Source organism: Amycolatopsis melonis, assembly GCF_040064235.1.
In the GTDB taxonomy this organism is placed as follows: domain Bacteria; phylum Actinomycetota; class Actinomycetes; order Mycobacteriales; family Pseudonocardiaceae; genus Amycolatopsis; species Amycolatopsis melonis.
Map to the genome: position 1 here is coordinate 237,761 of NZ_JBDZYD010000010.1, position 23,143 is coordinate 260,903.

The 23,143-nt window shown below is 70.3% G+C and carries 22 protein-coding genes and 1 tRNA gene; 11 read left to right on the top strand and 12 right to left on the bottom strand.

What is annotated here, in order from left to right:
* Positions 1-3: 3 nt before the first annotated feature.
* The 7 genes from ABJI51_RS26920 to ABJI51_RS26950 are packed head-to-tail and all read right to left on the bottom strand — an operon-like array spanning position 4 to position 6,905.
* Positions 4-759 carry an SDR family NAD(P)-dependent oxidoreductase gene (locus ABJI51_RS26920; protein WP_348952543.1) on the bottom strand — a complete coding sequence of 252 codons (756 nt, stop codon included), beginning with the start codon at positions 757-759 and terminating at the stop codon, positions 4-6.
* Positions 756-2,177 (bottom strand): aldehyde dehydrogenase family protein, encoded by a 1,422-nt coding sequence (locus ABJI51_RS26925; RefSeq protein WP_348952542.1) that lies wholly within the window; start codon positions 2,175-2,177, stop codon positions 756-758. Before ABJI51_RS26925 ends, ABJI51_RS26920 begins: the two co-directional genes overlap by 4 nt.
* A complete protein-coding gene (locus ABJI51_RS26930; protein ID WP_348952541.1) occupies positions 2,170-2,943 on the bottom strand; it encodes an ATP-binding cassette domain-containing protein in 774 nt (257 codons plus the stop codon). Before ABJI51_RS26930 ends, ABJI51_RS26925 begins: the two co-directional genes overlap by 8 nt.
* Positions 2,940-3,671, bottom strand: a complete 732-nt coding sequence (locus ABJI51_RS26935; RefSeq protein WP_348952540.1) for an ABC transporter ATP-binding protein — start codon at positions 3,669-3,671, stop codon at positions 2,940-2,942. Before ABJI51_RS26935 ends, ABJI51_RS26930 begins: the two co-directional genes overlap by 4 nt.
* A complete protein-coding gene (locus ABJI51_RS26940; protein WP_348952539.1) occupies positions 3,668-4,474 on the bottom strand; it encodes an ABC transporter permease in 807 nt (268 codons plus the stop codon). Before ABJI51_RS26940 ends, ABJI51_RS26935 begins: the two co-directional genes overlap by 4 nt.
* The gene (locus ABJI51_RS26945) at positions 4,474-5,418 is read right to left on the bottom strand and encodes an ABC transporter permease (protein ID WP_348952538.1); all 945 of its coding nucleotides are present in this window, start codon (positions 5,416-5,418) and stop codon (positions 4,474-4,476) included. Before ABJI51_RS26945 ends, ABJI51_RS26940 begins: the two co-directional genes overlap by 1 nt.
* Positions 5,415-6,905, bottom strand: a complete 1,491-nt coding sequence (locus tag ABJI51_RS26950; protein WP_348952537.1) for an ABC transporter substrate-binding protein — start codon at positions 6,903-6,905, stop codon at positions 5,415-5,417. The genes ABJI51_RS26945 and ABJI51_RS26950 overlap by 4 nt, the downstream gene beginning before the upstream one ends.
* A 130-nt stretch (positions 6,906-7,035) precedes the next feature.
* Here ABJI51_RS26950 and ABJI51_RS26955 point away from each other — a divergent pair, with 130 nt between their 5' ends.
* Positions 7,036-7,782, top strand: a complete 747-nt coding sequence (locus tag ABJI51_RS26955) for a FadR/GntR family transcriptional regulator (protein WP_348952536.1) — start codon at positions 7,036-7,038, stop codon at positions 7,780-7,782.
* A 9-nt stretch (positions 7,783-7,791) separates the two neighbouring features.
* Positions 7,792-8,832 (top strand): patatin-like phospholipase family protein, encoded by a 1,041-nt coding sequence (locus ABJI51_RS26960; RefSeq protein WP_348952535.1) that lies wholly within the window; start codon positions 7,792-7,794, stop codon positions 8,830-8,832.
* Here ABJI51_RS26960 and ABJI51_RS26965 read toward each other — a convergent pair.
* Genes ABJI51_RS26965 through ABJI51_RS26980 form a run of 4 tightly spaced genes read right to left on the bottom strand, consistent with a single transcriptional unit; the run spans position 8,818 to position 14,525 of the window.
* A complete protein-coding gene (locus ABJI51_RS26965) occupies positions 8,818-9,402 on the bottom strand; it encodes a class F sortase (RefSeq protein ID WP_348952534.1) in 585 nt (194 codons plus the stop codon). The two genes, ABJI51_RS26960 and ABJI51_RS26965, sit on opposite strands and share 15 nt — an antisense overlap.
* Complete coding sequence (locus ABJI51_RS26970; protein ID WP_348952533.1) at positions 9,399-10,151, bottom strand: hypothetical protein; 753 nt, start codon at positions 10,149-10,151, stop codon at positions 9,399-9,401. The genes ABJI51_RS26965 and ABJI51_RS26970 overlap by 4 nt, the downstream gene beginning before the upstream one ends.
* Before the next feature lie 60 nt (positions 10,152-10,211).
* Entirely contained in the window at positions 10,212-11,252 is a 1,041-nt protein-coding gene (locus ABJI51_RS26975) for a trans-sulfuration enzyme family protein (protein WP_348952532.1), read from the bottom strand.
* A 54-nt stretch (positions 11,253-11,306) separates the two neighbouring features.
* Positions 11,307-14,525, bottom strand: coding sequence for a penicillin acylase family protein (locus tag ABJI51_RS26980; RefSeq protein ID WP_348952531.1), 3,219 nt, complete (start codon positions 14,523-14,525; stop codon positions 11,307-11,309).
* Positions 14,526-14,665: 140 nt separating this feature from the next.
* Between ABJI51_RS26980 and ABJI51_RS26985 the strand changes: the two genes are divergently transcribed.
* The 4 genes from ABJI51_RS26985 to ABJI51_RS27000 all read left to right on the top strand — a co-directional run bounded on the left by ABJI51_RS26985 (position 14,666) and on the right by ABJI51_RS27000 (position 16,587).
* Positions 14,666-15,040 carry an FKBP-type peptidyl-prolyl cis-trans isomerase gene (locus tag ABJI51_RS26985; protein WP_348952530.1) on the top strand — a complete coding sequence of 125 codons (375 nt, stop codon included), beginning with the start codon at positions 14,666-14,668 and terminating at the stop codon, positions 15,038-15,040.
* A 109-nt stretch (positions 15,041-15,149) separates the two neighbouring features.
* A complete protein-coding gene (locus ABJI51_RS26990; protein ID WP_348952529.1) occupies positions 15,150-15,881 on the top strand; it encodes a S1 family peptidase in 732 nt (243 codons plus the stop codon).
* Between the two features lie 69 nt (positions 15,882-15,950).
* A complete protein-coding gene (locus ABJI51_RS26995; RefSeq protein WP_348952528.1) occupies positions 15,951-16,190 on the top strand; it encodes a type II toxin-antitoxin system RelE/ParE family toxin in 240 nt (79 codons plus the stop codon).
* Positions 16,191-16,299: 109 nt separating this feature from the next.
* On the top strand, positions 16,300-16,587 hold the full coding sequence (locus ABJI51_RS27000) for a helix-turn-helix domain-containing protein (RefSeq protein ID WP_348952527.1): 288 nt from the start codon (positions 16,300-16,302) through the stop codon (positions 16,585-16,587).
* A gap of 216 nt (positions 16,588-16,803) precedes the next feature.
* Here the strand turns inward: ABJI51_RS27000 and ABJI51_RS27005 are convergent.
* A tRNA-Leu gene (locus ABJI51_RS27005) sits at positions 16,804-16,886 on the bottom strand.
* A 130-nt stretch (positions 16,887-17,016) separates the two neighbouring features.
* Here ABJI51_RS27005 and ABJI51_RS27010 point away from each other — a divergent pair.
* From ABJI51_RS27010 to ABJI51_RS27030, 5 genes are all read left to right on the top strand, one after another.
* Positions 17,017-18,240 carry an FHA domain-containing protein gene (locus ABJI51_RS27010; protein ID WP_348952526.1) on the top strand — a complete coding sequence of 408 codons (1,224 nt, stop codon included), beginning with the start codon at positions 17,017-17,019 and terminating at the stop codon, positions 18,238-18,240.
* 100 nt (positions 18,241-18,340) lie between these two features.
* Positions 18,341-18,802 carry an FHA domain-containing protein FhaB/FipA gene (locus ABJI51_RS27015; protein ID WP_348952525.1) on the top strand — a complete coding sequence of 154 codons (462 nt, stop codon included), beginning with the start codon at positions 18,341-18,343 and terminating at the stop codon, positions 18,800-18,802.
* On the top strand, positions 18,799-20,190 hold the full coding sequence (locus ABJI51_RS27020) for a PP2C family protein-serine/threonine phosphatase (RefSeq protein WP_348952524.1): 1,392 nt from the start codon (positions 18,799-18,801) through the stop codon (positions 20,188-20,190). Before ABJI51_RS27015 ends, ABJI51_RS27020 begins: the two co-directional genes overlap by 4 nt.
* The gene (locus ABJI51_RS27025; RefSeq protein ID WP_348952523.1) at positions 20,190-21,677 is read left to right on the top strand and encodes an FtsW/RodA/SpoVE family cell cycle protein; all 1,488 of its coding nucleotides are present in this window, start codon (positions 20,190-20,192) and stop codon (positions 21,675-21,677) included. The genes ABJI51_RS27020 and ABJI51_RS27025 overlap by 1 nt, the downstream gene beginning before the upstream one ends.
* Positions 21,674-23,140: a peptidoglycan D,D-transpeptidase FtsI family protein gene (locus ABJI51_RS27030; protein WP_348952522.1), complete on the top strand. Its 1,467-nt coding sequence runs from the start codon at positions 21,674-21,676 to the stop codon at positions 23,138-23,140. Before ABJI51_RS27025 ends, ABJI51_RS27030 begins: the two co-directional genes overlap by 4 nt.
* The last annotated feature ends 3 nt before the right edge of the window (positions 23,141-23,143 follow it).

Here is a 23,143-nt window from a genome sequence, read left to right on the forward strand (position 1 = left end):
TCCTCACGAAGCGGGTGGTTCGAAGCGGCCGTCGACGGCGGTCCAGCCACCGTCGACCGCCAGCACGGAGCCGGTCACGAACGACGAAGCATCCGAAGCGAGGTACACGACGGCGCCGGCCAGCTCCTCCGGACGCGCCCAGCGCCCCAACGCGCCCTTCGTCGCGTACGCGTCGTACCACTGCGGGTTGGCCTTGATCTGCGCGGTCAGCGGCGTCTCGACGACACCCGGCGCGATGGCGTTGACCCGCACCCCGGCCGGGCCGAACTCCGCCGCGGCCGTCCGGAACAGCTGGACCAGACCGGCTTTCGTGGCCGCGTACGGGCCCTGGCCGGGCTCGACGGTCGTGCCGCGGATCGACGAGAACCCGATGATGCTGCCACGCCCGCGCCCGGCCATCCGGGCGCCGAACGTGCGCACGACGTCGAAGGTCGCGCCGAGGTTGAGCGCGAGGACCCGGTCGAACTCCTCGCGCGTGTAGTCGACCAGCCGCTTGCGCACGTTCATCGCGGCGGTGAGCACGACGACGTCGACGTCACCCAGCTCGGTCGCGGCGCGCTCGACGGCGGCGGAGTCCAGGAGGTCGATCTCGTACGCCTCCCCCACGCCCGCCTCGCGCGCGGCTTCGACGTCCCGGTCGGCACACACGACGTCGGCGCCGTGCGCGGCCAGCGCCCGCGCGGCTTCGCGGCCGATGCCGCCCGCGCCGAGCACCACGGCCCGACGGCCGTCCAGGCGGAACAACGTCGAGTAGTTCACGGGCGCAGCACCGCCATCCTCGTCACGGTCAGTTCTTCGACGGCGAAGCGCGGCCCTTCGCGGCCGATGCCGGAGTCCTTCACGCCGCCGTAGGGCATGGTGTCCGAGCGGAAGCCGGGGACCTCGTTGACCACGACGCCGCCGACCTCCAGTTCGTCCAGCGCGCGGAACGCCGTGTTCAGCGACCGGCTGTAGACGCTCGCGTGGAGGCCGTAGCGGGACGCGTTCACCGCGGCGAACGCTTCGTCCACATCGGACACCGTGCGCAGGCAGACGACCGGGCCGAAGATCTCCTCGTCCCAGGCTGCGACGCCGTCCGGGACGTCGAGGAGGACTGTCGGCCGCAGCACTGTGCCGTACACACCGCCGCCTGCCTGCCGGGCGCCCGCGGCGACGGCCTTGGCGACCCAGTCCGAAACCCGTGCGGTGGAACCGGGATCGATCAGCGCCGACACCCGCGTCTTCTCGTCCCGGGGATCGCCGACGACGACCTCGTCCAGCCGCGCCACGAGCCGTTCGGTGAACTCCGCGGCGACCGAAGAAACGACCAGGACCCGCTGCACCGAGATGCAGGCCTGGCCGGAGGCGTAGAACCCGCCGCGCAGCACGGCGTCCACGGCGGCATCGAGATCGGCGTCTTCGGCGACGACCAGTGCCGCGTTGGAGCCCAGTTCCAGCAACGTCTTCGTCGGGGCCGCGTCGCGGGCGATGCGGTGGCCGACCGCGGCCGAGCCGGTGAAGGACACCGCGCCGATCCGGCGGTCCGTCGTCAGCGCCGCGCCCACCGCCGCGTCGCCGGTGACCAGCTGGACCATCGACGCGACGGGCGCCACCGAACGCACGAGGTGCACGAGCCAGAGCGTCGCCAGGGGTGTCTGGGGCGCGGGCTTGACGATCACCGGGCAGCCCGCGGCGATCGCGGGCGCGATCTTGTGCGACGCGAGCAGCAGCGGGTAGTTGAAGCCCGCGATGCCGACGACGACGCCGATCGGCTTGCGTTTCCAGAACCCGACCAGCCCGTCGCCGGAGGGCAGGAGATCCAGCGGGACGGTCTCCCCGTGCAGCCGGGAGACCTCTTCGGCGGCGGCTTCCCAGGTGACGATCGTGCGCGCGACCTCGACGCGGCAGTCGACCAGTGGCTTGCCGGTCTCCAGCACGAGCAGGTTCTCGAACTCCTCGCGCCGCTCGCGCAGCAGGCCGGCGACGTCGTTCAGCACCGCACGACGGGTTCGCGAAGGCAGCGAAGCCACTTCGCGCGCAACGGCGACAGCTTCGTCCACAGCGTGTGTCGCCAGCTCCGGCGTCCCCACCGGGGCACGGCCGATGACGCTGCCGTCGTAGGGGAAAACGATTTCTTCGGTATCCACAGTGGACACCCAGCCCGCGCCGACCGGCAGGCCGTCCGGGTACTCAGCCATCGTCACCTCCGCTCAGCCGGGCCAGCTCCGCGCGCAGGTTCGGCGCGGCGGCCAGCAACTCCCGCGTGTACTCGTGCCGCGGCTCGTCGTAGACCTGCGCGACGTCACCCAGCTCGACGATCTCGCCGCGGCGCATCACCGCGACCCGGTCGCACACGTGCCGGACGACACCGAGGTCGTGCGACACGAAGACCAGCGTCAGCGCGAACTGCTCCACCAGCGAGCCGAGCAGGTCGAGGATCTGGCCGCGCACGGACACGTCCAGTGCGCTGACCGGCTCGTCGGCGATCAGCACGCTCGGGTTCGGCGCCAGCGCGCGGGCGATCGAGATCCGCTGCCGCTGGCCGCCGGAGAACTGGTGCGGGTAGCGCTGGGCGGCGTCGACGGGCAGGCCGACGGCGGCGAGCAGCTCGGCCACGCGGTCGGGCTCGCGGCGGCCCAGCGGCTCGGAAATGATGTCCCGCACGCGCATCCGCGGGTCGAGCGAACCCATCGGGTCCTGGAAGACGATCTGCAGTTCCGAGCGGAGAAAACCGAGCTTGCGTTCGGGCAGGTGGTCGATCCGGCGGCCCTGGAACGACACCGTGCCCGCGGTGGGCCTGTCGAGCGCGGCCAGCAGCCGGACCAGCGTCGACTTCCCGGAACCGGACTCGCCGACGATGCCGAAGCGCTGCCCGGCTTCGACGTCGAAGCTGACCCCGCGCAGTGCGTGGACGTCCCGGCGGGCGTACCGGCGTTCGAGGTCGCGGACTTCGATGATGCTCATCGCCGGGCCTCCAGATCCGACGCGGCCAGCAGCTTCCGCGTGTACTCGTGCTTCGGCTGCGTCAGCACTTCGCGCGTCGAGCCCGCTTCGACGATCTCGCCGTCCAGCATCACCAGGACGCGCTCGCACACCGAAGCCACCACTGCGAGGTCATGGGTGATGAACAGCAACGCGCTCTCGGCAGGCAGCGACGTCTTGATCAGCGAAAGGATCTGGGCCTGCACGGTGACGTCGAGTGCGGTCGTCGGCTCGTCGCAGATCAGCAGGGACGGTTCGTTGGCCAGGGCCATCGCGAGGACGACGCGCTGCCGCTGACCGCCGGACAGCTGGTGCGGGTACGCGCGGGCCGTGCCCGGCAGACCCACCGCGGCCAGGAGGTCCTCGGCGCGGTGCCGGCGGCCGTGGATGCGGCCGGGCTCGGTGACCTGGCGGCCGATCCGCATCGCCGGGTTCAGTGCCGTCATCGGCTCCTGGAACACCATGGCCAGCTCGTCGCCGCGCAGCCGCGAAAGGTCCTTTTCGGACAGTCCGAGCAACTCGCGGCCGTGCAGGGAAACCGAGCCGGACGCGCGGAGTTCCTCCGGCAGCAGGCCCATGATCGCCAAGGCCGTCAGCGACTTCCCGGAGCCGGACTCGCCGATCAGGCCGACGCGCTCGCCGGCGCCGATCTCGAACGAGACGTCACGCACCAGGGAATTCACGCTGAGGCCACGCACCGAGAGCGTCATACGCGGGCCGCCAATCGGGGGTCGAGGCGGTCGCGCAGGCCGTCGCCGAGGAGGTTGAACCCGAGCACGGCGACCGCGATCGCGATGCCGGGGACCAGCGCCAGCCGCGGGTTCACGGTCAGCAGTTCCTGGGACTCCTGCAGCATCCGGCCCCACGACGGCGTCGGCGGCCGCGTCCCGAAGCCGAGGAACGACAGGGCGGCCTCGGCGAGCACGGCGATCGCGAACGACACCGACGCCTGCACGATCAGCAGGCCGGAGATGTTCGGCAGCACGTGCCGCACGGCGATGGTGAGCCGCGACCGGCCGCCTGCCCTGGCGGCGAGCACGAACTCCGTGCTCATCACCTGCAGCGTCCCGGACCGCGCGATCCGCGCGAACGACGGGATGGTGGCGATGCCGATGGCGACCATCGCGGTCAGCGTGTCCGCCCCGAACACCGCGCCGAACATGATCGCCAGCAGCAGCGCGGGGAACGCGAGCACGAGGTCGTTGACGCGCATGACGAACTCGCCCAGCCACCGCGGCGCCATCCCGGCGAGCACACCCAGCGGCGTGCCGATCACCGCGGCGATGCCGACCGCGACCACCCCGACGTACAACGTCGTGCGCGCGCCGACCATGATCTGGCTGAGCAGGTCGCGGCCGAACTTGTCGGTGCCGAACCAGTGCGAGGCGCCGAAGCCGAGCAGCCGGTGGGTCGCGTCGACCTTCACCGGGTCGAACGGCGTCCACGCGAACGACAGCAGCGCGGCCACCACGACCAGGCCGACGAGCACCGAGCCCAGCACGAGATTGCGCATCACGAACCTCGCAATCGCGGGTCGAGCACGGTGTAGAGGACGTCGACGACGAAGTTGACCAGCAGCACCCCGGCCACCAGGACCAGCACGATGCCCTGCACGGTCAGCAGATCACGCGCCGACACGGCGTCCAGCAGCATCGAGCCCAGTCCCGGCAGCACGAACACGCGCTCGACGACGACCGCGCCGATCAGCAGCGTCGCCAGCTGCAGGCCGAGCACGGTGACCACCGGGACGGACGCGTTGCGCAGGCCGTGGCGCACCAGCGCCTGCCCCGGCCGCAGGCCCTTCGACCGCGCGGTGCGCAGGTAGTCCTGGCCGAGCGTGTCGAGCACCGCCGACCGGACATAGCGCGTGAGCACCGCGCCCTGCACCAGTCCCAGCGACAACGCCGGCAGCACGAGCCCGCGGGCGAACTCGCCGAAGTCCTGGTCCGGCGGCGTCCACCCACCGGACGGCAGCCAGCGCAGCTGCACCGCGAAGATCTGCACCAGGATGATCCCGGCGAGGAACGCGGGAATCGCGACACCGATCTGCGACAGCCCGGACACACCCGCGCCGACGGCCTTGCGGTGCTTCACCGCGGCGAACGTCCCGGCCGGCACGGCGATCACCAGCGCCACCAGCATTCCGGCGCCGACCAGCCACAGCGTCACGCCGAGCCGGTCGAGCAGCTGCGGGCCGATCGCCTCCCGCGTCACGTACGAGCGGCCGAAGTCGCCGTGCAGCACCCCGCCGATCCAGTCGAAGTACTGCGTGACCAGCGGGCGGTCGATGCCGAACTCTGCCCGCGTCTTGGCGAGCAGCTCCGGCGTCGCGTTGACGCCGAGCGCAACCTGCGCCGGATCGCCCGGCAGCACGGCCATGAACAGGAACACCACGATCGACGCGGCCAGCACGCTGACCACGAAGATCGCCACCCGGCGCAGCACGCGGGCGGTCATCGCGGCGCCAGCCCGGTCAGGTCGAAGGACTCGCTGACCTGGTTCGGCACGAACCCGCCGACCTTGGTCTTCGCGACGATGACGTTGGGGAACAGGAACAGCCAGTCCGCGGCCGCGTCGGCGCTGAGCTGCCGTGCCACCTGCTTCATGGCCGCGACCTGTTGCTCCGGCGTCCCGCTGTCGGCTTCGGCCAGCAGCTGCTGGACGCGCTTGCTGTCGTAGCCCCAGTAGTACTTGGGCTTGCCGAACGTCGTGATGTCGCGGGCCTCGACGTGCTGGATGATCGACAGGTCGTAGTCGTGGTCGGTGAACACCTGCTTCAGCCACACCGCCGGGAAGTCCAGCGGCTCGATCGTGGTGCGGACGCCGACGTCGGCCAGCTGCGACTGGACGACCTGCGCGGCCGACACCGCGTACGGCAGGTTCGGGATCCGCAGCCGCAGGTTCAGGTTCGCCGCGTGGGCCTCGCTCAGCAGCGCCTTGGCCTTCGCCGGGTCGAACGGATAGGCGTTCGCCAGGTCCTCGTACCAGGGATCGGTCGGCGGGACCATGCTGCCGATCAGCGTCCCGCGGCCCGCCCACGCGGTGTCGAGCAGCGCCTTCCGGTCGATCGCGTAGGTCAGGGCCTGGCGCACGCGGACGTCGTTCAGCGGCGCGCGCTTGTTGTTCATGGCCAGGGTGACCTCGGAGTTCGTCGTGCCCTGGACGACCTGGAACCGGTCGTCGGCCTGGAACTGCGGGACCGAGTCGGGCGCGGTGACCGCCGAGATGACGTCGATGCCGTTGCTGAACAACGCGTTGTTCAACGCGGTCGGGTCCTTGATGTACTTGAGGACCACCGTCGAGTACGCCGGTTTCCGGCCCCAGTACGCGGGATTCGCCTTGAGCACCACCGAATCGCCGCGCTTGCGCGCCGCCACGACGTACGGCCCGGTGCCGACCGGCTTGTTCGCCAGGTCGGCCACGCCGGTCGGGCTGAACATCGCGCCCAGCCTGCTGGTGAGGCTGAACAGCCAGCCGTTGGACGGCTTGGAAAGCACGACCCGCGCATGATCCGGCGCCACGACGTCGACGTGGTCGACGACGTCCATTGTGGACTTGAGCGAGATGGTCCAGTTGGTCTTCACGCGCATGAGCGAGAACTTGACGTCTTCGGCGGTGAACGGCGCGCCGTTACTGAACTTCACGCCCTGGCGCAGCCGGAAGTCGTAGGTGCGCCGGTCGGGACTGACCGTCCACGACTGCGCCAGCAGCGGCACCACGCGGCCCTGTGCGTCGAGCCGCACCAGGCCTTCGTAGACGTTGTAGAGGAGCGCCTGCGGGATCGCGGCACCGTCCGTGCGGGTGAAGTCGAAGTTCGCCGGCTCGGCCGTGAAGCCGACCGAAAGCGTGTCCGGACCAGCGGAAACGCTCGCCGACGAGCCCGCCGAGCAGCCGGACACCACGAGCAGCAGAGCCGCTGTGCACGCGGTGATCCGGGCTTTCATTCCGCCTCCCGCGCTGTAACAACCGGGGCTTCGCCCCGGGCCGGGGGCTCCGCCACCCGGACCCCCGAAAAGAAGTTAGTACACTGGTCTGACCAGTAGCCTGACATTACGCGGACGGCGAGGTCAAGGGATGCGGTTCGAACCGGTGGCTCCGGTCCGCGCGTACGAGCGGGTCGTCGAGCAGATCGAGCAGGCCGTGATCAGCGGCGAGCTCAAGCCGGGCGAACGCCTGCCCAGCGAACGCGAGCTGATGACGCAGTTCGGCGTCGGCCGGTCGACCATCCGCGAAGCCCTGCGCGTGCTGCAGGCGGCCGAGATGATCCGGTCGCGGCCCGGCGATCCGCGTGGCCCCGAAGTGCTGGCCGCGTCACCGGCGGCGTTGCACCGGTCCATGCACCGGCTCGCGCGGGCCAACCACGTCGGGCTCGCCGAGCTGCTGCAGTTCCGGATGATCCTCGACGGCTCGGCCCATCTGCTCGCGGCCGAGCTGCGCACCGATGACGACCTGACCGGCCTCGACGCGGCACTGGAGTCGATGCGCGAAGGCGTCTCACGCGGGTATGCCGAGTTCAGCCGCGCCGATGTCGCCTTCCACGAAGTCATCGCGCGGATCTCGCGCAATCCCCTGCTGGTGATCAGCGAAGAGGTCGTGCGCGGGGTCGTGCTGGAACTCATCGAGGACAAGCTGGAGCGCGCGAGCAACCGGACGTCGCTGATGCGCACCTGGCTGGCCCACCACGCCGAGGTGCTCGACGCGATCCGCTCGGCCGACGGCGCCGGCGCGGCACACCTGGCGAAACAGGCGTTGTACGACAACTACGCCGAATACGTTCCCGCCGAGCAGAGACCGCTCCTGGCACCACTGCTGCGGCCGTAAACTCGCCGCGTGGATGCGACGAAACGCGACGGCGCCGGGCTCGCGCTGTCCGGCGGCGGCTACCGCGCGATGCTCTTCCACGCCGGTGCGCTCTGGCGGCTCAACGAACTCGGCTGGCTGCCGAAGCTGACCACCGTCTCCAGCGTTTCCGGCGGATCGATCGCCGCGGGCATCCTCGCGCACGCGTGGCCGCGGCTGTGGTTCGGCGACGACGGCGTCGCGGAGAACTTCGGCAAGGAGGTCGTGCAGCCGATCCGCCGGCTCGCTCGCACCAGCCTCGACATCCCGGTGACGCTCAAGGCGATGGTCATGCCCTGGCGCAGCGCGGGCGAGGAACTCGCGCGCCGCTACGCCAAGCACCTCTTCGGCGACTGCTGCCTGGCCGACCTCGACCCGGCCGGGCCGCAGTTCGTCTTCACCGCGACCAACCTGCAGGACGGCTCGCTGTGGTGGTTCTTCCGCCAGCAGGGCCCGCACGGCCGGATCCCGCTGGCCACCGCCGTGGCCGCGTCCTCGGCGTTCCCGCCCATGCTGTCCCCGGTGGTGATCCCCGACCCGCACCAGCCGGGCCGCAAGATCGTGCTCAGCGACGCGGGGGTGTACGACAACCTCGGCCTCGACCCGATCGAGAACCAGCGCGCGGTCGTGCTGGTCAGCGACGCGGGCAAGAAGATGCAGCACGAGGACAAGCCGAAGCGCAACTGGCCGATGCAGCTGCTGCGCGTGCTGACCGTGATGGACAACCAGGTCCGCGAGCTGCGCACCGGTTCGCTGCTGAAAGCCTACGAGGACAAGCAGTTCGCGGGCACGTACTGGGCGACCTACAGCAACATCGAGCACTTCGAGGTCCCCGACGCCCTGCCCGCGCCGATCGAGCAGACCCGCGCGCTGGCCGTGACGAGGACGCGGCTCACACGCCTGCCGGAGCAGCTGCAGGACCGGCTGATCAACTGGGGTTACGCCGTGTGCGACGCGGGCATGCGGCGGTGGGTGTGCCCGGAAACCACGCTGAAGCCGGAGTTTCCGTATCCCGGCTCAGGCGTCGGCTAGCTTCGCGTAGACGACGATGTTGTCCTTGTAGCTGTGCTCGGCGTGGTCGAACGCACCACCGCAGGTGATCAGCCGCAGCTCGGGGCGGTCGCTGTTGCCGTAGACGGCGTCGCGCGGGAACGTGTCCTTCGGGACCTGCGTGACGCGGTCGACGACGAACTTCAGCTTCTTCCCGTCGCTGCGGTCGACGTCCACCTCGTCGCCGGGCGCGAGGTCCTTGAGCTTGAAGAAGATGCCCGGCTTCTTGTCGCCGTCGACGTGGCCGAGCACGATCGCCGGGCCGACGTCACCGGGCACCGGGGACAGCTTGTACCAGGCCGCCTGCATCGGCGTGTGCACCGACGGGACCGAGATCGAGCCGTCGGGCTTGACCGCCACCGCGAGCAGGCTGGACTCCGCGCCGATCTTCGGGATCTTCACCGACGTCGGGCGCAGTCCCTTGAACGGCACGGTCACCGGCACCGAGGACGGCACGGGCGCGGCGGCCGGCGGCGGTTCCGCCGCCGTGCCGCACCCGGCCAGGACGAGGGCGAGCGCGACGACGGCCGCGCCTGCCCGCCGGACGGTCATCCGGCCGTGCCGCCGAAGCCGGTCTCGACCCCGCCGCGCGGCGCGACCTTGACCTGGGCCTTCGGGGCGGCGTTGCCGGGCGCGCGGCCCGCGGCCGAGGTCGCCGTGGTGATCGGCGCGGTGCTCGACGGGGCCGCGGTGGTGGTGCTGGTGCTGCTGCTGGTCGGCGGCTCTTCCTGCTCGAACTCCACGATGCCTTCGCCTTCCTGCTTGCCGCAGGTCCAGCTGAACTTCGCGGTGGTCGTGCCGGGCGGGGCGTCGACGACGCGCACCGTGTAGTTCCAGTAGCGGCCGTCGGCCTCGTCCTGGTCCGGCCCGCCGGTGACGCTCAGGTACTGGGTCGCGACGTTCCCGGGCGCCTTGCCCGCGCACGCGATGACCAGCACGCCCTCGCCACCGAGGCCGATGTAGCCGTGGCCGACGTTGTCCTGGTAGCTGTCGTCCTTCGGCGGTTCCTGGGCTTCCGGCAGCTCCGGCTCGGCCTTCGGCGCGACGTGCTGCTCGGTCGTCTTGACCTCGGACGGGGTCGGGACGGCGGTGGTGATCGGCGAGGTGGACGACGGCACCGTGGTCGGGGTGTCCGACGTCGTGGTCGTCGTCGCCGAGCTGCTCGACGTCGGTTCCGAAGTGGACGTCTCGGTGGGCGTGGTGCTGGTTTCGTCCTGCGCGGACGCGGCAGGCGCGGCGGCCAGTGTGGCGAGCGCACCCGCGAAAACGACCCCGGCGACCCGGCTCAGCGCTCTGCCCACAGTGCACTCCCACGATGTTGACCTGCGATGCCGCGACTATCGAGGTTTCACCCGTCCGCGTTACTCCGGGAGGGCGAACATCAGGTCGCGCCACAGGTCGTCAGGGTCTTCCAGGCCGACGCTGAACCGGATCAGCCCGGGCGGGACGCGCTCCTCGCCCGCCAGCCACGCCCGCCGCTCGACCAGGCTCTCCACCCCGCCGAGGCTGGTCGCCGCGCGGATCAGCCGGACCGAGGCGCAGAACCGGTCCGCGGTCTCGGCGTCGGCCAGGTCGAAGGAGATCATCATCCCGAAGCCGGGGTAGCGCACCTGCCGCACCGCGGGGTGCCCGGCGAGCCGCTCGGCCAGCAGCGCGGCGGTGCGGGACTGCTCGGCCAGCCGCACCGGCATGGTGCGCAGGCCGCGCAGCGCGAGCCACGCTTCGAGCGCACCCGGCGTCGATCCCACCCGCGTCCGCGCGCCCCGCAGCTCGGCCGCGACGGCCGGGTCCTTCGCGACGGTGATGCCCAGCAGCAGGTCGCTGTGCCCGCCGATGAGCTTGGTCGCCGAGTGCACGACGACGTCGGCCCCCAGTTCGAGCGGCCGCTGCTGCAACGGCGTCGCGAAGGTGTTGTCGACGACGACCCGGCCGCGCGCGGCGGCGGCGATGGTGGCGATGTCCATCACGTCGAGGGTCGGGTTGGTCGGCGACTCCAGCCAGACCAGGTCGGACGTCGCGGCCTCGGCGACCCAGGCCTCGGTGTCGGCCGGCGCCAGCTCGGTGACGGCGAGCTTGCCGAGCTTCTGCGCGTGGGCGAGCACCCCGCGCGTCACGGCGTAGCTGAACGTCGGCACGACGACCCGCGAGCCGACCGGCAGCAGGTCCAGGACGGCCGAAAGCGTGGCGACCCCGGAGGCGAACGCCGTGGCGTGCCCGCCTTCGAGCGCCCCGACGGCTTCTTCGAGCGCCACCCAGGTCGGCGTGCCTTCGCTGCGGGCGTACGTGAAATCGCCGCCGGCCTGGAAGGTGCTGGCGGCGACGAGCGGGGTGTTCAGCGGCTCACCGGGACCGTGCGGCCGCCCGGCGGCGATGGCCTTGGTGCGGGGTGTCCAGTCGTCCATCCGCCCACGGTAAGGGGCCGGGGCACTCACGCGTCCGCGAGTGCCCCGGCGGGTTCAGTGCGCGTAGACCTCGAACTCGTACAGCGAGTAGCCGTACTTCGTGCCGCGCTGGACGCCCTGCAGCTTCACGAACCGGGCGGACGTCGTGGCGAACGCGACGTTGTCCTGGCCGCCGTCGCCGTCGGTGACCACCGCCGCGTCCGTCCAGTGCACGCCGTCCGGGGAGAGCTGGATCTTGTAGCCCTTCCCGTACGCCGCCTCCCAGTTCAGGATCACCCGCGAGACCTGCTGCACCGCACCGAGGTCGACGGTGATCGCCTGGTCGTCGCTCCAGTCGCTGGCCCAGCGGGTCGAGGCGTTGCCGTCGATCGCGTTGGCCGCGGGCGAGGAGTAGAAGCCGGTCTCGGCGCTGGTGGCGCTGACCGTCTTCCCCGCCGACAGGTTGGCGACGGAGTCGCCGCGGTGCGCGGCGTACTCGACGACCTGCTGGAACGTCGGGCGGTTCTGCCAGCTGATCTTGTCCTGCGTGATGCCGCCCAGCGGACTGTGCACGATCGAGTCGGCACACCACTGGTCACCGGCCGAGCAGTTCGCGTCACCGGGATAGACGGTGTTCGCGGCCTGGCCGGCGGCGGTGGTCAGCGAGTCGAGCAGCGCCTGGCGGCACGCGGTGACGTCGCCGCCGCCGCAGAACGTCTGGGCCAGCGGACCGGCCACCGGCTGGCCGAGCACCTGCCGGATGTCCTTGCTGACGTAGCCCCACCAGCCGTACTGGAACGACGAGCCCTTGTGCGGCTGGCCGGTGTGCTGCCCGGTGCCGTTCTGCCAGCCGGACGGGCTTTCGTTGATGCCCAGCACGTTCGTCATCGCGGTGTAGGCGGCGTCGCCGAGACCCGGCTTGAACTCGGCCTGCACGAGCAGCGGCCACCACGCGTCGAAGATGCGGATCGCGTCGGCGTCGGCGTAGGTCTTGCTGCCGGGCGAGGTCTCCTTGCGCAGCTGCCCGTGCGAGAGCCACGTCTTGAGCTTCGCCTCGGCGTCCGCCGCCGCGCCGGTGGCCGGCGCCTTGTCGAGCACCTGCAGCAGCAGCGGCAGCACACGCTCGGCCCGCAGGTCGGCCAGTGCCGCGTCCGCCATCGCCTGGGTCAGGTTGACCCGGGTGACCTTGGTGCCGCTGGAGATCAGCTTCTTCACGCGGGCGTCGAGCAGGTCGGCGCGGTGCACGGCGGACTTGTCCGCGCCCGCGGCGGCGTAGCCGTTGGCCTGCGCGTTGTTCCAGCTGACGTAGTAGTCCTGGTTGACCGACTGCGGGTGCTGCGACGCCGGCGTGTAGTTCGCGACGTTGCCGGCCGGGTTCCAGCCGACCCAGTCGTGGCCCTGGTCGCCCCACACCGGCATGTTCGGGTCCACATCGGACTGCCGGACCGGGTTGGCGCCGGAGTTGAAGTAGGCGATGTCCTTCGAGTCGGCGTAGAACCAGTTGAACGTGTAGTTGATGTCGGCGGCGGCCTTCTGGAAGTCCGCGGCGGACTTGACGAAGGTTGGGTCGTTGAGCTCCTGGAACCCGATCAGCGAGTCGACCTCGTGGAAGTAGGACGACCGCAGCGCCGCGTACGCCACCGGCTTGCCGCCGACGGTCGCCCGGCTCTGCACCGGCCCGTACTTGGTCCGGTAGCTGCGCAGCGTGTACGAGCCCGCCGCGGTGCCGTCGGCCACGGTCGGCTTCCAGGCGTTCTTGACCTCCACGGTGTCCATCGGGACGCACTTGCCCTGGTAGGTGTAGTAGTTCGAGTCCTTCGTCGGCGTGCCGCCGTTCGGGTCGCACAGCTGCAGCGCATAGGTGTCGATGATGTCCTGCGCGGACGTCGTCGCGCTCCACGAGTAGTCCTGGCCGCGGCCGAGGAGCACGTACATGCTCAGCCCGGCGAAGGCGGCGCCGCGGGCGCTGATGCCCGGGCCCTGCAGCTCCTGCAACAGCAGCAGCTGCGGCGCGAAGTACCCGGTCTGCGGGCCGAACACGGCGACCGGGTGGCCGCTGGCGGTCTTCGCGCCGGAGACGAGCAGGGCGTTGGACATGCCGTGCTTCTCGCTCAGCATGTTGCCGGGCAGCACGCCGTTTTCGAACATCCCGCGGGCGGGCTCCAGCGCGGCGGGCGCGGCGACGTCCACAGTGGACGGCGACGCGGTCGAGGCCGAGCCGGTCTTGTCGAACACCAGCTGCTGCGGGGTGACCGAGCCCTTGTCCGGCATGGCGCGACCGACCGCGTTGGCCGGCGTCTTGCCGTAGGGGAAGGTCTGGCCGTCGTGCAGGGTCTTGACCGTCTCGGGGTCGTCCTCCGAGCGCAGGCTCTGCCACACCTTCTCGCCCTGCACGACGCCGTACTTCTCCTGCAGCGCGAGCTTCGCGATGGCGTTCTGCACCTCGCCGCCGCCACCCGCGCCGAACTCGGCGCCGACCAGCGAGGCGAGCGCGACCAGGTCGGTCAGCTTGAACGGCTCGATGGTGCCGGCGTTGGTGATCGAGTCGACGTGCCCGGTCAGCACGTACTCGCCCGGGAAGTACCGGCCGTTGTAGGAGTCGCTGATGTACTTGTTGATGCCGTCGACGTAGGCCTGCGCGTCGGCGAGGCCCTGCGCGCCGCGGGGGCCGCTGGCGGCGGTGCGGTCGATCTGTTGCTGCAGCTCGGCTTCGGTGTAGGGCGCGTTCGCGAAGAACTGCTGCTCGAGTTCGCGGTTGGCTTCCGCGCCCCCGGCGAACGAGGTGACCTGCCCGCGCGCGGCGTGCCGCAGGACGTCCATCAGCCACAGCCGGTCCTGCGCGGCGGCGTACCCGGCGCCGAACTCGGTGCCCGAGCGGGTGGTGCCGGTGATGTGCGGGACGCCGAGTGCCTTGTCCCGCACGATCGTCACGTCGGCACGCGGCTTCGTCGTGCTCGCGACCTGGTCGGCCGGGACACCGAACGACGAGTCGTTGAAGTACTGGTTGATGGCACTGGTGGTCAGCGTGGGATAGCCGTTGGCCAGCGACGAGTACTTCCCGAGCTGGTCGGAGGCGTGCGCCGGCCGGGTCCCGAACGCCTTGTGCGCGAGGATCTCCGCGAGGGTGGCGCTGCCGTTCTCGCCGGGCGGCAGGATGTCGCTGCACTGCCCGCCGCAGTAGTCGTCGGGCGACAGGGCCGCTTCGGCGGCCGGGGCGGTGACGGCGACCTGGGTGAGCCCGGCCACGAGGGCTCCCAGTGCCGTGCAGGTCAGGGCGCGGATGCGACGTCGCATGCCGGGCTCCCCTCAGTCCAGAAGAGTGACGAAGCGCACGCTACCCAGCAGTAGGCGAAGTGTGAAGAGTTTTCGCGTTTTTCAATCCTTGGGCGTAGTCCGTTCGGCGCAGCCCTTCACGCGTGGGTACGGTGAGGCCCATGACCTTGGAAAAGCCCCTCATCGAACGCCCGGACGGCCCACCGCCCGCCGACCTCGAAATCACCGACATCACGGTCGGTGACGGCGCGGAGGCCACGCCCGGCAAGGCCGTCACGGTGCATTACGTGGGTGTCGCGCACTCGACCGGCGAAGAGTTCGACGCGTCCTGGAACCGGGGCGAGCCGCTGCGCTTCGGCCTCGGCGCCGGCCAGGTCATTTCGGGCTGGGACCGGGGCGTCGCGGGCATGAAGATCGGCGGCCGCCGCAAGCTGGTGATCCCCCCGCACCTGGCCTACGGCGACCGCGGCGCGGGCGGCGTGATCAAGCCGGGCGAAACGCTCGTCTTCGTGGTCGACCTGGTCGGCGTGAACTAGACCGAAAACCTGGCCGGGCATCACCCGGGTGACGCCCGGCCAGGGAATACCCCCCGCGCGGCCAGGCCCCTAACGTCGAACGCCGACCACAACTCGACGAAGGGGAAGAATGCGACTGCGCGCCCTGCTCGCCGCCGCCCTGATCACAATCACAACGGCCCCGGCCGCCTCGGCGGTCGCCCACGGAACAGACGTCCCACCGGGCCACTTCGGCTTCGTCGCCAAGCTGGCAATGACGAAGATCCCCCGCCCGGACGGTTCGACGTACAGCAGCTTCTGCACCGGAGCCCTGATAGCCCCGGCCTGGATCCTGACCACAGGCCACTGCTTCCACGACGCCCACCGCAACCGGGTATCAGGCAAGGTCCCCTACCCGACAACGGTGACGCTGGGCCTGGTGGACGAAGCAACAGAGTCGGGCATCGCCCGCAAAGCCACCGAGGTCCTCCAGGCCAAGGAGAACGACATAGCCCTCCTCCGCCTGGACACCCCAGTGACCACAGTGACACCCCTTGCCCCGGCGACCACGCCCCCGAAGATCGGCCAGCAGCTGACCCTGGCGGGCTGGGGAAGCCTGACGTCAGCAAACCCGACCCCGGCAACCCACCTCCAGCAGGGAACGGTGACGGTGGCGAAGGTGGAGCCAACAACCCTGGGAGTCCGAGGAGCGGCCCCGGAGATCACGACAAGTGCGTGCACCTACGACTCAGGAGCCCCGTACTTCACGGAAGACCACCTGGTGGCAGTGGAGGCAACGGGCCCAGGCTGCCCCCACGCAGGAATAGAGACAACGTCGCGGGTGGACGTGCTGGCGAACTGGATCGAGAGCCGGGCCGCCTAGAGATACTTTCGGTAGTCAAATGGAGCCCCAAAGTCACCTTCCGTAAGCGACGGCTATAGCATCGCCGCTATGGATTGGGGTACCATCGAGCTCGAGCCGGAGGTCTGCGGCTGGCTGAGAGGTCTGGACGAGAACGCGATCAACCACGTCGCCTTCTACATAGACCTCTTGGCCGAGCGTGGCCCCCTGCTCGGCGAGCCGTACACGAGACAGCTGGACGGGAAGCTGCGCGAACTCCGTTTCTGGCTCGGCGAGCAGGCCACGCGCATCAGCTACTGGATCGCGCGCCGGGAAGACGGATCGTCCTGATGACGGTGTGGCACAAGACAAAAATGCGCGAAACCGCCGAGGTGGAGCGAGCCGCTCGGGCTCTGCGCCGCTGCCAGGACGAGCGGCACACGGTGGACGAGGAGGAGTCATGAGCGAGCGCACGTCGTGGAGCGAACTGCGCGAGGAACTCAAGGTCGACCGCGCCCACCATGCTTACGAAGCAGCCCGGCTGGCGTTCGAGCTGGGAGCCGAAGTCCGAACGCTGCGTGAGAAGCGAGGCTGGACCCAGACCGAACTGGCGGAGCGAGCGGGAATGACCCAGTCGGCAATGGCCAGGTTCGAAGCCGGCGGAACGATCCCCACGCTCCCGGTCCTCGAGCGCATCGCGGCAGCGCTCCAGATGCGCCTGTCGATCGCCCTGACCCCAGCTTGTTAAACCCCAGCCGAGCCAAGAGCGAACACCACGCAGAGCCGAACGGGTGACATTCCCCACCAACCCCACCACGCCACCAACCCGCGGGACGGGACCCAGAGGTGACCACGCTGGGTCGGGAGCGAACGCACCGTGGGGGGTCCGGGGGGCTCGGCCCCCCGGGTAATACAGGGCCAACGGGAAAGGGCCGGTCGCGTCAGCGACCGGCCCTGAACAGCGTGGGCGAGGAGGGAGTTGAACCCTCACGTCCTTTCGGACACACGGACCTGAACCGTGCGCGTCTGCCATTCCGCCACTCGCCCGAGTGCTTCCTTGCGGCAGCGAGGAGAAGACTATCAGGTCGTTCCGGCGGGTTTCACCGGGGGCCGTGTAGAGGCTGGCTCACCCGGATAGGATCGGTGCGGAAGCACACGTGTGAGGAGGTTTTCCCCGGTGGGCCGCGCCGAGCGTTTCGACAGACGCCTCGAGAACCTGGTGGGGAACACCTTTGCGCGCATGTTCGGTGGCAACGTCGTCACGCAGGAAGTGGCGATCGCCCTGGAGCGGGAGAGTGAGGAGAACGTTCGTGAGCTGGCAGGCGGTCGGCAGCTCGCCCCGAATCACTACATCGTGTCCCTGGGGGCGGCTGATCACGAGCGCATGGCCGGTGACGAGCAGCGCGTCACCCAGGTGCTGGCCAAGGCGGTGGCCGAACACCTCGCCGCGCAGGGCCTGGACACCTATGGTGACGTCGTCGTATCACTCGAGCGCAACGAGGCGCTGCATACTGGACAGTTCAAGACCCGTTCGTCCGTCGATCCCGACGCCCGCCCCTCAGGCGCCGGTTCACCGCGGTCGGCACGACCCAGCAACGCAGGAGACCCAGCAATGAGCCAGCCCCCCGGCTACGGCCAATACGACCAGGGTGACCCGTACGGCCAGCAGGGCCAGTACGGCTACGGACAGCAGGGTGGCCAGCAGCCCGGGTACGACCAGGGTTACGGCCAGCAGGGCGGTTACGACCAGTACGGGCAGCCGCAGCAGGGCGGTGGGTACGACCAGTACGGCCAGCAGCAGGGTGGCTACGACCAGGGCGGGTACGCGCAGCCCCAGGGCGGCGGCTACGACCAGGGCTATGGCCAGCCGCAGGGCGGCGGGTACGACCAGGGTGGGTACGCGCAGCCTCAGGGCGGGTACGACCAGGGTTACGGCCAGCCGCAGGGTGGTGGGTACGACCAGGGCGGCTACCAGCAGCCCGGGTACGACCAGTACGGCCAGCCGCAGCAGGGTGGCGGGTACGACCAGTACGGGCAGCAGGCGTACGGCCAGCCTGCCGGTGACCCGTACGGGCAGCAGGGTGGGTACGCCCCGCCCGCGCCGGGCCGCCAGCTTTCGGCGAGCCTGCAGCTGGACGACGGCTCGAACCGGACGTACTCGCTGAAGCAGGGCGGGAACGTCGTGGGCCGTGGCCAGGACGCGGACTTCCGCCTGCCGGACACCGGTGTCTCGCGCCGCCACCTGGAGATCACCTGGGACGGCCAGAGCGCGACGCTCGCCGACATCGGCTCGACCAACGGCACCACCGTGAACGGCACTCCGGTCCAGACCTGGCAGCTCGCCGACGGCGACGTCATCCGGGTGGGGCATTCGTCCCTGGTGTTCCGTACACAGGGCTGACTCGGGACACGGAATACTGTTCCCGCAGAATTGACGTGCGGGGGGACTGCGGCGTACCCGCGTCGCGGCTGCGCGGAAGAGTCGGGAGCGGACACACCAAGTGCCAGAGCTGGTCGTACAACTCACCAGGGTGGGCTTCCTCGTGCTGCTCTGGCTCTTCGTGTTCGCCGCGCTCCGGGTGGTCCGCTCGGACCTCTACGCGGCGTCGGGCATGCGCGTCCAGGTGCCGGCCTTCGGGCGGAAGAAGGAGAAGAAGCCGCGCAACAGCAAGTCGCCGCAGCAGCTGCTGGTGACCCACGGCGCGCTGGCGGGGACGCGGATCGCGCTGGACGGCAGGCCGATCCTGATCGGCCGTGCCGACGACTCGACGCTGGTCCTCGACGACGACTACGCGTCGACCCGGCACGCCCGGATTTCGCAGCGTGGCGAGGACTGGTACGTGGAAGATCTGGGCTCGACGAACGGGACCTACCTCGACCGGGCTAAGGTCACTGCACCGCTCCGGGTCCCGCTCGGAGTTCCCATCCGGATCGGCAAGACGGTGATCGAGCTTCGCCCATGACTCTCGTCCTCCGCTACGCAGCCCGCAGCGACCGGGGCCTGGTGCGTTCGAGCAACCAGGACTCCGTGTACGCCGGCCCTCGCCTGCTCGCGCTCGCCGACGGCATGGGTGGGCACGCGGCGGGTGAAGTGGCCAGCAAGGTCGTCATCGCTTCGCTCGCCCCGCTCGACGACGACGAGCCCGGCGACGACCTGCTCGCCCAGCTGCGCGAGGCGGTGGCGAACGGCAACGCCGCGATCGCCGAGCTGGTCTCGCAGGACCCGGACCTGGACGGCATGGGCACGACGCTGACCGCCGTCCTGTTCGCCGGCAACCGGCTGGGGCTGGTGCACGTCGGCGACTCGCGGGCGTACCTGCTGCGCGGCGGCCAGTTCGCGCAGATCACGCGGGACGACAGCTTCGTCAACGAGCTGCTGGAGCAGGGCCGGATCACGCCGGAAGAGGCGGCGGTGCACCCGCAGCGGTCGCTGCTGCTGAAGGCGCTGACGGGCCACGAGGTCGAGCCGAGCCTGACCGTGCGCGAGGCCCGCGCCGGCGACCGGTACCTGATCTGCTCCGACGGCCTGTCCGGCATGGTCAGCGACGAGACGCTGGCCGAGGCGGTGCAGATCCCGGACCCGCAGCAGTGCGCGGACCGGATGATCGAGCTGGCGCTCAAGGGCGGCGGCACCGACAACGTCACGGTGATCATCGCCGACGTGGTCGACGTCGACTTCGGCGAGGACGCGCCCATCGTGGGCGGCGCCGCCGGGGACGGCAGCGACGAACGGCACCAGGGCGACTCGCCCGCGGCGCGGGCCAGGGCGCTGACGCAGCCGCCTCCGCCGCCGCGCCCGGAGCTGCCGCAGCCGACCGAAGACCCGAAGGCCAAGCGCCGGAAACGGTTCCGCTGGCTGGCCGGGGCGCTGGTCGTGCTCGTGGTGCTCGCCGCGGCCGCCATCGCCACCCGCTACTTCGTGCTGAGTCAGTACTATGTCGGCGAGGGCGCGGACCAGGAGGTCGTGATCTACCGCGGCGTCCCCGGCAGCATCCTCGGCATCGACCTGCACACCTACGAGCAGGGTTCCTGCCCGCCGAACCAGGTGTGCACGGACAAGCTGCGCGTCACCCAGCTCCAGGAGGACGCGCGGCTGGCGGTGCAGAACGGCGTCAAGAAGGACAGCCTGGACGACGCCCGGAAGTACATCGACGACTTCCTGCAGCTGCACAAGCGCCTGAACAACTGCGCGCCGTCGGGTGGCCAGCCGAACCCGGCGAACTCGGCCACGCCGACGACGACCCCGTCGGCTCCGGCCGGCTCGACTGCCCCGTCGTCGGCGAACCAGCCAGCGGGGAGGGACTGCTCGACGCCGAGTTCGACGGCACCGACGACGGGAGGCGGTAACTGATGAGCCAGCCCGTCGCGCGTCCGGCCGATCCGCTCGCCGCGCAGTTCCAGACGAACCCGCCGCGCGAGGTCCCGACCCGCCGCAACACCGAGCTGGTGCTGCTGGGCTTCGCCACGTTCATCGTCACCGTCGCGCTGGTGCTGGTGGAGGCGAACCAGGAGCAGGAGCTCACCGCGTCGATCCTCTGGCTCGGCCTGGCCTACCTCGGCGTGCTGACCGGCGCGCACCTGGCGGTCCGCAAGTGGGCGCCCTACGCCGATCCCGTGCTGCTCCCCTGTGTCGCGCTGCTGAACGGCATCGGGCTGGTGATGATCCACCGGATCGACCTGGCACTGGCCGAGCGCGCCGCGCAGAACGGCCGGGACTACACGCCCGCGGTCACCGCGCAGGTCATGTTCACGGTGATCTCGCTGGTGTTCTTCGTCGTGGTGCTGATCGTGGTGAACGACCACCGCACGCTGACCCGCTACGGCTACACCGCGGGCCTGGTCGGGATCGTCGCGCTGGCGCTGCCCGCGCTGCTGCCGTCGAGCCTGTCGGAGGTCAACGGCGCCAAGGTGTGGCTGAAGCTGCCGTTCTTCTCGATCCAGCCGGGCGAGTTCGCGAAGATCCTGCTGATGATCTTCTTCGCTTCGTTCCTGGTGTCGAAGCGGGACCTGTTCATGGTGGCGGGCAAGAAGCTGGTCGGCGTCGAGCTGCCGCGGGCCCGTGACCTCGGCCCGATCCTCATCGCCGCGTTCGCCTGCATCGGCATCCTGGTGTTCGAGAAGGACCTCGGCACGTCGCTGCTGTTCTTCAGCGTCATCCTGGTGATGCTGTACGTCGCGACCGAGCGGGTCATCTGGGTCGTGCTGGGCCTGAGCTTCTTCGCGGTCGGCTGCATCATCGCCTACAACCTCTTCAAGCATGTCCAGCAGCGCGTGGCGAACTGGCTGGACCCGCTGGCCACCTACGACCAGGCGGGCGGCGGCTACCAGCTCGCGCAGGGCCTGTTCGGGCTCGGCACCGGCGGGGTCGGCGGCACCGGGCTCGGCGCCGGGCGGCCGGACATGGTGCCCGAGGCCAACACCGACTTCATCACCGCGTCGATCGGCGAAGAGCTCGGCTTCATCGGGCTGGCCGCGGTCCTGATGCTGTACCTGCTGGTCGCGATGCGCGGCATGCGCAGCGCGCTCGCGGTGCGCGACACGTTCGGCAAGCTGCTGGGCGGCGGGCTCGCGTTCACCATGGTCATGCAGATCTTCGTCGTCGTCGGCGGGGTCACGAAACTCATCCCGGAGACCGGTATCACCGCCCCGTTCCTGTCCAAGGGTGGTTCGTCGCTGCTCGCGAACTACATCCTGGTCGCGCTGCTGCTCCGGATCTCCGACGCGGCCCGCAAGCCCGCCACCCGCCCGAAGCCGCAGCAGCAGCCGCAGGCGCCGATCGCGGAAGCGCACACCGTGCTCGTGCAGCGCCCGCCGTCGAACGGGGGCGCGCAGGCATGAACACCCCGCTGCGCAAGGTCGGCATGGCGATGCTCGTCATGGTCGTCCTGCTGCTGGCGAACGCCACCTACATCCAGGTGGTCAAGGCCGACGACTACCGCACCGACTCGCGCAACGCGCGCGTGCTCTACGACGAGTTCGCGCGCCAGCGCGGCAAGATCGTCGCGCCCGGCGGCGAGGTGCTGGCCAGCGTCAACCCGTCGAACGACAAGTACAAGTACATCCGGACCTACGCCGACGGCCCGCTGTACGCGCCGGTCACCGGGTTCTACTCGATCAACTACGGGGCAGGCGGCCTGGAGAAGGTCGAAGACGACGTCCTCAACGGCTCGGACCCGCGGCTGTTCGTGCGGCGGCTGTCGGACATGGTCACCGGCCGCGACCCGAGCGGCGGCAACGTCCGGCTGACCATCGACCCGGCCGTGCAGAAGGCCGCGTACGACCTGATGACGCAGAAGAACTACACCGGCGCGGTCGTCGCGATGGAGCCGAAGACCGGCCGGATCCTGGCGATGGTGTCGACCCCGTCGTACGACCCGAACCAGCTGGCCGCGCACACGTCGAAGGCGCAGACCGACGCCTGGAACGCGAACATCAAGAACGACAAGAAGCCCATGCTGAACCGGGCGATCTCGGAGACCTACCCGCCCGGCTCGACGTTCAAGCTGGTCACCGCGGCGGCCGTGCTCGAGGACGGCAAGGGCCCGGACACCCAGGTCGACACCGCCCCGAACACGAAGGTTCCCGGCAGCAGCAAGACGCTGGAGAACTACGCCGGCGCGGCCTGCCCCGGCAACACGTTCAAGGACGCGCTCGCGCACTCCTGCAACGTGCCGTTCGCGCAGTTCGCCGGCCAGCTCGGCGCGGACAAGCTCAAGAAGACGGCGGCGAACTTCGGCATCGGGCAGGCCAACCTGACCGTGCCGATGAAGGTCGCCACGTCGACGGTCGGCGCGCTCGACTCGCCGGACGCGCTCTACCAGAGCGGCATCGGCCAGCGCGACGTCCGCCTGACGCCGCTGCAGGACTGCCTGCTCGCGGCCACCGTGGCCAACGGCGGGATGGCGATGAAGCCGCAGCTGGTGCAGTCGGTGCTGGCGCCGGACCTGTCGACCATCGAGGACTACAGCCCCACCGAACTCACCGGCACCCCGGCGCTGTCGTCGTCGAACGCCGCGATCCTCAAGGACATGATGATCGCTTCCGAAGGCTTCACCAAGGGCGGCGGCAAGCGCGCCGACATCAAGATCGCGTCGAAGACCGGCACCGCCGAGCACGGCACGGACTCCAAGAACACCTTCCCGCACGCCTGGTACACCGCCTTCGCCCCGGCCGACGACCCGCAGATCGCGGTCGCCGTCATCGTCGAGGACGGCGGCAACCGCGGGCTCGCGGCCACCGGCGGCACGGTCGCCGCCGAGATCGGCCGCGCGGCGATCAACGCCAAGCTCGGGGGTGGTTAGCCC

Coding starts and splice junctions, on each gene's coding strand:
- ABJI51_RS26925 (WP_348952542.1), bottom strand. CDS start 2,177: ATGGCTGAGTACCCGGACGGCCTGCCGGTCGGCGCGGGCTGGGTGTCC.
- ABJI51_RS26930 (WP_348952541.1), bottom strand. CDS start 2,943: ATGAGCATCATCGAAGTCCGCGACCTCGAACGCCGGTACGCCCGCCGG.
- ABJI51_RS26935 (WP_348952540.1), bottom strand. CDS start 3,671: ATGACGCTCTCGGTGCGTGGCCTCAGCGTGAATTCCCTGGTGCGTGAC.
- ABJI51_RS26940 (WP_348952539.1), bottom strand. CDS start 4,474: ATGCGCAATCTCGTGCTGGGCTCGGTGCTCGTCGGCCTGGTCGTGGTG.
- ABJI51_RS26945 (WP_348952538.1), bottom strand. CDS start 5,418: ATGACCGCCCGCGTGCTGCGCCGGGTGGCGATCTTCGTGGTCAGCGTG.
- ABJI51_RS26950 (WP_348952537.1), bottom strand. CDS start 6,905: ATGAAAGCCCGGATCACCGCGTGCACAGCGGCTCTGCTGCTCGTGGTG.
- ABJI51_RS26955 (WP_348952536.1), top strand. CDS start 7,036: ATGCGGTTCGAACCGGTGGCTCCGGTCCGCGCGTACGAGCGGGTCGTC.
- ABJI51_RS26965 (WP_348952534.1), bottom strand. CDS start 9,402: ATGACCGTCCGGCGGGCAGGCGCGGCCGTCGTCGCGCTCGCCCTCGTC.
- ABJI51_RS26975 (WP_348952532.1), bottom strand. CDS start 11,252: ATGGACGACTGGACACCCCGCACCAAGGCCATCGCCGCCGGGCGGCCG.
- ABJI51_RS26980 (WP_348952531.1), bottom strand. CDS start 14,525: ATGCGACGTCGCATCCGCGCCCTGACCTGCACGGCACTGGGAGCCCTC.
- ABJI51_RS26985 (WP_348952530.1), top strand. CDS start 14,666: ATGACCTTGGAAAAGCCCCTCATCGAACGCCCGGACGGCCCACCGCCC.
- ABJI51_RS26990 (WP_348952529.1), top strand. CDS start 15,150: ATGCGACTGCGCGCCCTGCTCGCCGCCGCCCTGATCACAATCACAACG.
- ABJI51_RS26995 (WP_348952528.1), top strand. CDS start 15,951: ATGGATTGGGGTACCATCGAGCTCGAGCCGGAGGTCTGCGGCTGGCTG.
- ABJI51_RS27000 (WP_348952527.1), top strand. CDS start 16,300: ATGAGCGAGCGCACGTCGTGGAGCGAACTGCGCGAGGAACTCAAGGTC.
- ABJI51_RS27020 (WP_348952524.1), top strand. CDS start 18,799: ATGACTCTCGTCCTCCGCTACGCAGCCCGCAGCGACCGGGGCCTGGTG.
- ABJI51_RS27025 (WP_348952523.1), top strand. CDS start 20,190: ATGAGCCAGCCCGTCGCGCGTCCGGCCGATCCGCTCGCCGCGCAGTTC.
- ABJI51_RS27030 (WP_348952522.1), top strand. CDS start 21,674: ATGAACACCCCGCTGCGCAAGGTCGGCATGGCGATGCTCGTCATGGTC.